Raw genomic sequence first — 7,032 nt, forward strand, 5'->3', positions numbered from 1 at the left:
TAAAAGCTTTGCGGGATACCGCCTCTGTTACCTTAACGGGTAATAGTGCTATCGTCGCATTGTCCGGGAACAACCGGAAAAATGTCGCGTAAATGTATCAGATTTAGATAATGGTCAATTTAGGATTGAACTGGAGCAGCCTACTAGGGATTGTCCTAGCCGTGGCTGGTGCCGCGCTATATTTTCTCCGTTCGTGGAAGCCGAAGTTAGCTCGTGATCATGATATTTTCTTCGCTGCAGTTGGTTTACTCTGTGGCGGGATTCTTCTGTTTCAGGGATGGAGACTTGACCCGATTCTGGCTTTTGGTCAGTTTATGTTAACTGGGACTGCTATTTTCTTTGCAGTCGAAAGTATTAAACTACGGGGAGTCGCGACAACTAAGGCTAAGGAACGAGCATCTTTTGTCGATGACGATCGCTATGTAAGTGATGTTTATCAGGTAGATGCAGAACTAGATGAAATCGAACCCGTCGAAGAGTACGCCCCCATGGCTCGTCAAATTCGCGGAAGCCGAGATTCTCGCCCCTCCAAATCCGATATGTATGATACAGAATCGGAGCGTCGTCGCCCAAGTAGTCGTCGCAGTAGTAGCGCCGTCAATAGTTCCGTAGAACGTAGCAGATCGCGCCCCAGAACTGCGCCCGACCGTAGCAGCAGACCCAGATCAGACGGCTGGGAATCTGACCTAGAAACCGATAGTCGCCCGAGTCGGACTCGCAGCAGTAGACCTGCATCAGTAGACCGCAGCGGCGCTGAGAGTGTGGGATACTCCTACTCAGATACAGATGAACCATCACCCCCCAGAAGTCGGTCTTCTCGGTCTTCCAGAGCCGCCAATCGACCAGACCGGAGGGATGTGGCGACCACCGACTATGTAGAGTATCGTCCAGTAGACTACTCAGATGATGATTACAACCGCTCTGGGGAATACTAGGATTTTCCAATACTCTAAAAGCCGACTGTGGGGAAAAATATTTCCCTGGCGGCGGAGTCAGGGGACTGGTAGGGCGAAATTCGTCCTGGCGGTTTTATTGCTGTTTCAGGCGCTCATGGTGGGCTGTAGTTCAGTAGCCATCAATTCTTCTATGGTTGATGGTGCTATCAATAGCATAGCCACCGATGAGCAACCCGCATTAAGTGGAAACGGTCGTTTTTTGGCATTTGTGTCTAACCGAGAAGGTCAAAATCAATTGTTCCTGTATGACCTGCGGCGACGTAGCTATAGAACCTTGCTAGAATTGAGGCGATCGCTAACAGTAATGGAAAGCCCCAGTCTAAGTTATACCGGGCGTTATATAGTTTATAGCGCCAATGACTCAGGCCGTGCTGATATATACTTATACGATCGCCTTACCTACCGATTAGAAATGCTCACCCGTGGATATCGAGGTGCTGTCAGACATCCTCACATCAGCCCTAATGGTCGTTATATCAGCTTTGAGGGATCTAGGCGAGGTCAGTGGGATATTGAAATTATCGATCGCGGTCCGAATATTGAACTCGACACAGAAACCTCTTTGTCTGAATCATGATCAACCCATATTACCAACGTCTATTTATAATCGGATTATTAGTAATTTGTGTGGGAATGGTTAGCGGTTGTGGTGGCTATCCCCGACTGTTAAATTTACCCCCCGACCCTAGCGGAAACAGTGTAAACTCTCCCAGTTCTGAGATGAACCCCCAGATATCTTCTGATTATCTAGTTTTCGCATCCGATCGCCAAGGTCGTCAAGACATCTATCTTTATGATCGCCAACAAGCCGAATTTATCGATCTACCCGGCTTAAATTCCATAGATGCGATCGCCTCAGAACCCGCCATTTCCAGCGACGGCAATTATATTGTTTTCAATTCTACCCGTGGCGGACAATCAGATATTTATTTATATAACCGAAACACCCGCCAACTCAGAAACCTGACCGACAGCCTCAACGCTCAAGTACGCCATCCCACCATTAACGCTGATGCCAGTGTAATTGCTTTCGAGTCTAGTCTCAATGGGCAGTGGGATATTGTCGTGTATAACCGATACGGTCAAGCCCTAAATATACCCTAAACTCCCGGTAGAGTTTCCGGGTTTTGGGTAGAGTATGTCAAACTAGAAGGTAGTGGTAATTTTCCCCCAAGTAGCGATCGCTCTAAATTTTGTTCCCCCAGAAAAATCCAATCAATAGCATAACCCCCACCCTAGTTGACAGCCAAATACCTGATCAGGGAAACAGTCATGATGAACCAGCATATATTCTTAAATATTATAACATCTGGATTTTTAACTCTTAGCACCAGCCTAGGTCTGAATATAGCCCCAGCTAGTGCCATTTCCCCCATCACCGAACCAGAGTCCTCTCCTATTCTCATCGCTTCCGATATCGAGGAACAAACGAATATCCGGGTTTATGAAACAGCCAGTCCTGCTGTAGTTTCCATCAACACAGATAAAGCTAATGGTAGCGGTGCAATTATCAGCGCAGATGGTATGGTGCTTACCAACGCCCATGTTGTCTCCCAAGGCGGTGAGGTAGAGGTAACACTTGCCGATGGTCGTAAAATGGTTGCCGATGTAGTTGCTTATGGCGAGAATGGGCTAGATTTGGCTTTGCTGAGGATTCGCAATGCTAGAAATTTGCCGACCATTCCCATTGCTAGACCCGGTTCCGTCAGAGTAGGACAAAGGGCCTTTGCCATTGGTAATCCCTTCGGTCAATTCCAAAATACCTTTACCGTCGGCATTGTCAGCCGCATTGACCAGGAACGGAATTTAATTCAGACTGATGCTGCTATCAACCCAGGTAACTCTGGCGGACCCCTGCTGAATAGTCAAGGGGAATTAATTGGCGTGAATACCGCCATTTTTACTAGAGGTCGTGGAGGTGGCAATATTGGCATTGGTTTTGCCATTTCCGTAGACAATGTACCCCCATTTTTGCAAGCCGCCAAAGAAGGACGCGCCCCCCGCACCGCCCAGCAACAGCGTCCGATTATGTTTAACAATCAGGATGCCAAACACTTATCATTAGACGGTCAGGAGGTTAGGGGAGTTCTAGCAGAAGGTGCTAATGTTCTACCCGTTGATAACAGTTTTTACAATCTTTATACTTTTGATGGGCAGCGAGGTCAGCGGGTAATCATCGACATGATGAGTGATGATTTCGACTCCTATTTGATTCTACTCGATATTGATGGCAATGAATTGGCTCAGGATGATGATGGGGGCGATAATACCAATGCCCGCATTGAGGTGACATTACCTGCCACTGGCACTTATACCCTGCTGGCTAACTCCTACCAGGCTGGAGAAACCGGAAACTATCGATTAAGGTTGCGGACCGTTGCAGGCGATCGCCGTTCCGAGTTACCCTCTTCTTCTGATGATGTCATTTTGCGTCAATCGGGAATGTTAGACCCTAACAGCGCTTCTGTACTTCCTTCTGATGGTAGTCTTTACCGTGAGTATAGTTTTGATGGAGAGGCCGGTCAATCGGTGAGAATTGATCTAACCAGTTCTGATTTTGATACTTATTTGGCGCTGTTTGGTCCCAATGGTCGCCTGGTTGGTGAAAATGATGATATCAGTAATGCCGATACCAATTCCCGCCTGACCGTGACTCTCCCTGCTACTGGTCCTTATCGAGTCGTGGTTAACGCTTTTGATAGTACCGGTCGTGGTCAGTACCTGCTGACAGTTCGTGAAGTTTCTATATAAGGTTTGATGCTGAGGAAACTGTTTCTGTTGGTGGTTGGTCAATCTAATTTGTTGTTTGAGGTCTTTTATGCTTATTAAAGTTTTCGCGGCTACAGCCACCAGTCTATTCGCACTTCTGCCCATTTCGATTCTACTGCCTTTTTCTTCTGCGATCGCCTCAGAGTCTTCTTTCGCTCCCTCAGAGTCTTCTTTCGCTCCCTCAGAGTCTTCTTTCGCTCAAGGTATGGAACCTGATGCCGTTGATATCCCCCTCCCGGAGTCGGAGTCTTTACCCCAGCAAGATACAGAACCTGTCGTGGGAGAAATTATTTTGTTGGAAGAGGGGGAACTGAGAGATGGCGATCCAGTTTTGCCCACTGATGGTAGTTTATTCCATCAACATACTTTCTTTGGGGAGGCTGGGAAAAGGGTTAAGATTCTCCTGGAAAGTTCTGAGTTTGACACCTATTTAGCATTGTTTAATCCCCAAGATGAACTGCTGGAAGAAAATGATGATATTGATGAAACTAACACCAATTCACGCATCATTATTACCTTACCGGAAACGGGAACCTATCGGGTGATTGTCAACTCCTATGATGCTACTGGACGTGGTCGTTATCAGTTGCGGGTCAGTGAAGTTGAATAAAATCCCATTAATCCCCGGTTGAATAGCACTTAAACCCTAGGGGGGTATTTCCTCCCCTGGTGGCAGAGTTTTTTGGTAGCCTAAAAAAACCGCCATATTTCCTCGGTAATCAGTTGATAAATTCGTCCTCACGCATGACAAAACCTGGGAACATTTGCGCGATGATATTTCCCAGTTCATATTCAACTTTTCGCTTTCCCCCCACCGAGACGATCGCCAAATAAGCTACTTGGGAACGGTTCACCCGCATTCCCACCCGCCATTTTTCTGAGGTGGCGCTGATTGGGAGTTTGACCGTATCCGGTAAAACCTTTTTAAAAATTGGTCCCTTGGATTGGGGAATCACCCCTAATATCACCTCTGGGGTGTCGTGGAATGCTTCCAGAGGGGGGATATTCGCCAAGCATACCGAGGCGAGGTCGTCTAAATTTGTGCCTCCTTCAATGATGGGAATAAATGTTTTTTCTACTTCCATAGAAGCCGTGATTATATCCACCACAATACCGATAGTGTGGATGTAGGTTTCGCTGGGTTGGACTAAACCATTGGCGATTAAACAAGCACCGTAGGAAATGGCAAAGGCACTCTGAATCAGGTTAAAATCATTATCAACTCGGGGGTCTGTCTCGGTTATTTTTAGGGCATCTAGGATGGTTTTTTGCACTAGGTAAAACTGACAAAATCCCCCCACTAAAAAAATGCGATCGCATTCTTGCTGATGTTTAGCCATCCACTGATTTACCCGTTCTAATACTCGGCAAATTCCCTCCGCGATCGGCTGGAAGGCTTGGTAAACTTGCTCGTTGGTGATGGTATAGCCACTAGAAAAGCTATAGAGCGTGGCTTCTGCGAGGTCTGAAGGGCTTTTGCAGTAGTTTTTGAGTTTTCTGGTGTATCGGTCATGCCCCTCGATTTTGACCGTTTCAAAGCTCTGTAGGAGGTGCATAAATTCCTGGCTGTGGAGGTCGGGTTCTGTGCCGTTTTTTTGTTGGTAGGCTTGGATAACACAACGGCGATCGAAGGCTACCCCCGCTGAGTCTAAACCGCGATCGCCTTCTCCGTCGAAGTACAAAACCTCAACCTTTTTGTCTCCATAAACGCGGCACAAACTGACATCAAAAGTTCCCCCACCCATATCGCAAACCAGCAGATTACCTTGGAAAGGTTCCTGATTTTCCCGTTGGTGTCGGCGTTGGGTTTCCCAGGCGTAATAGGCGGCGGCTGCGACCGGTTCACTCACCAGTTGAATCAGTTGTTCTTCTAGTCCCAAATTCTGGGCAATTAAAGTTTGCAGGTTTTCCCGTCCCCGGTTGTAGATATCTCGCTGCCAAATTTCCGGCACCGACACCACCAAACCCTCGATTTCCCCCTGTTGGCGGCGGAAGCTGTAGGTATTTTCTGGGGAGAGGAGGAGTTGTCGCAGGTAGTCCGTGGTAACGGTGATGGGGGTATGTTGGGATGAGTAATTATTGGCAAAGTTGTCGGTTAGCGGCAAGTCCATTTTAAAGTTACCGTAACTTTCTAGTTGCGGGTCGTTGGCTGCTGCTTGTCTAGCGGCTTTTCCGATGTCGATATAGCCGTCGTCTTCGTAGGCGATGAAGGAGGGAATTGATTGTTGTTCGCCATATTTAAAGGCGACCGGTTCGCCGTTTTCCAGGTAGGATATAGTGGAGTTGGTGGTGCCGAAGTCGAGACCGATTTTATATGATGCCATCGCGGGTTTTTGACTGTGGATGCAGGGCTATTCATATTATAGATGCGATCGGCTTCAGAAACCCAGTTACTACGGACATCTTTCCGTATTTACCCATAACCCTGATAGAAACGGGGTTTCTTCACTCAGTGGGAAAAATACATCTCCCCGACAGATGAAACTTCCTGGGAATATCCCGGATATAGAAAGTTATCAGGTTGCAGAAGTCCCCCAAAAGTTGGTCAAAGCCACCCCATAAGGAAAAAGCCGATGTTTCTGTGAAAAAGTTGCCCATAACAAGAACTTGACAACTGCCTGAAGTGGTTATATGCTACAAGTTACAAGTCTGTGCGCGAGAGAAGATGTTTCAAGCAATTATTCATGTCCCACCCGTCCAAAGTAACACGTCGGACGCTCGCGGGTAGGTAGGGTAGATGGCCGCGGGGAGCCGCCGCCGCCGAAAACGTGCAATCAGACCATGATGATAGATACGACCCATTCACTCGCCATCCCACCTCGTCACAATACCGCTCTATGATTGTAGCACCTGGATAGCTTCCATCAGGCTTACCTCCACAATTGATGTAAATTTGCTTCTGGACACTAAACCCGAAGCGTCCGTTGCTGTGTTTGACCCAAAGACCATCGATGATTCGCAAATCCTCGCAGGGAAAGTTTTTGATATCATCGTCGTCTAAATATTCCCGTTGGGTTTTTCCCGCCACCGCTAACATCATCTTAGCCGTTTCTTCGTCGGCAGCTTTCCAGTTACCTGATTTCAATAATCTGTTGAGTTGGCTATAATCAAAACCAGAAGAAGACAGGATGCGAGTATCTGGCACTGGTTTTGAAATCTGCTTAGGTTGAGATGCGATCGCTTTTCTCTGGGATTCTAGCCGTGATTGGGATTGAGATGCGATCGCTTCATTCTGGGATTGGAGTTGAGATGCGATCGCTTCATTCTGGGATTGGAGTTGAGATGCGATCGCTTCATTCTGGGATTT

General features: G+C 47.3%; 8 protein-coding genes. 6 read left to right on the forward strand and 2 right to left on the reverse strand.

Annotation, left to right across the window (positions count from 1 at the left end; translation table 11 throughout):
• Positions 1-110: 110 nt before the first annotated feature.
• The 5 genes from P5683_RS21410 to P5683_RS21430 all read left to right on the forward strand — a co-directional run bounded on the left by P5683_RS21410 (position 111) and on the right by P5683_RS21430 (position 4,335).
• Entirely contained in the window at positions 111-935 is an 825-nt protein-coding gene (locus tag P5683_RS21410; protein WP_315641027.1) for a Ycf66 family protein, read from the forward strand.
• The gene (locus P5683_RS21415; protein ID WP_315641028.1) at positions 904-1,533 is read left to right on the forward strand and encodes a hypothetical protein; all 630 of its coding nucleotides are present in this window, start codon (positions 904-906) and stop codon (positions 1,531-1,533) included. The genes P5683_RS21410 and P5683_RS21415 overlap by 32 nt, the downstream gene beginning before the upstream one ends.
• The gene (locus P5683_RS21420; protein ID WP_315641029.1) at positions 1,530-2,060 is read left to right on the forward strand and encodes a Tol biopolymer transporter periplasmic protein; all 531 of its coding nucleotides are present in this window, start codon (positions 1,530-1,532) and stop codon (positions 2,058-2,060) included. Before P5683_RS21415 ends, P5683_RS21420 begins: the two co-directional genes overlap by 4 nt.
• A gap of 168 nt (positions 2,061-2,228) precedes the next feature.
• Entirely contained in the window at positions 2,229-3,707 is a 1,479-nt protein-coding gene (locus P5683_RS21425) for a trypsin-like peptidase domain-containing protein (protein WP_396442578.1), read from the forward strand.
• Between the two features lie 67 nt (positions 3,708-3,774).
• Positions 3,775-4,335, forward strand: a complete 561-nt coding sequence (locus P5683_RS21430; protein WP_006624855.1) for a PPC domain-containing protein — start codon at positions 3,775-3,777, stop codon at positions 4,333-4,335.
• A 109-nt stretch (positions 4,336-4,444) separates the two neighbouring features.
• Here P5683_RS21430 and P5683_RS21435 read toward each other — a convergent pair whose 3' ends face one another.
• Positions 4,445-6,049 (reverse strand): Hsp70 family protein, encoded by a 1,605-nt coding sequence (locus P5683_RS21435; protein WP_315641030.1) that lies wholly within the window; start codon positions 6,047-6,049, stop codon positions 4,445-4,447.
• A 19-nt stretch (positions 6,050-6,068) separates the two neighbouring features.
• Here P5683_RS21435 and P5683_RS21440 point away from each other — a divergent pair, with 19 nt between their 5' ends.
• Positions 6,069-6,287 carry a hypothetical protein gene (locus tag P5683_RS21440; RefSeq protein WP_315641031.1) on the forward strand — a complete coding sequence of 73 codons (219 nt, stop codon included), beginning with the start codon at positions 6,069-6,071 and terminating at the stop codon, positions 6,285-6,287.
• Between the two features lie 79 nt (positions 6,288-6,366).
• Here the strand turns inward: P5683_RS21440 and P5683_RS21445 are convergent.
• On the reverse strand, positions 6,367-7,032 hold a 666-nt coding region (locus P5683_RS21445), incomplete at its 5' end, for a GUN4 domain-containing protein (protein ID WP_315669476.1).

It is taken from the genome of Limnospira sp. PMC 1279.21 (assembly GCF_032349615.1).
Taxonomy (GTDB): domain Bacteria; phylum Cyanobacteriota; class Cyanobacteriia; order Cyanobacteriales; family Microcoleaceae; genus Limnospira; species Limnospira fusiformis.

Coding starts and splice junctions, on each gene's coding strand:
- P5683_RS21410 (WP_315641027.1), top strand. CDS start 111: ATGGTCAATTTAGGATTGAACTGGAGCAGCCTACTAGGGATTGTCCTA.
- P5683_RS21415 (WP_315641028.1), top strand. CDS start 904: ATGATGATTACAACCGCTCTGGGGAATACTAGGATTTTCCAATACTCT.
- P5683_RS21420 (WP_315641029.1), top strand. CDS start 1,530: ATGATCAACCCATATTACCAACGTCTATTTATAATCGGATTATTAGTA.
- P5683_RS21425 (WP_396442578.1), top strand. CDS start 2,229: ATGATGAACCAGCATATATTCTTAAATATTATAACATCTGGATTTTTA.
- P5683_RS21430 (WP_006624855.1), top strand. CDS start 3,775: ATGCTTATTAAAGTTTTCGCGGCTACAGCCACCAGTCTATTCGCACTT.
- P5683_RS21435 (WP_315641030.1), bottom strand. CDS start 6,049: ATGGCATCATATAAAATCGGTCTCGACTTCGGCACCACCAACTCCACT.
- P5683_RS21440 (WP_315641031.1), top strand. CDS start 6,069: ATGCAGGGCTATTCATATTATAGATGCGATCGGCTTCAGAAACCCAGT.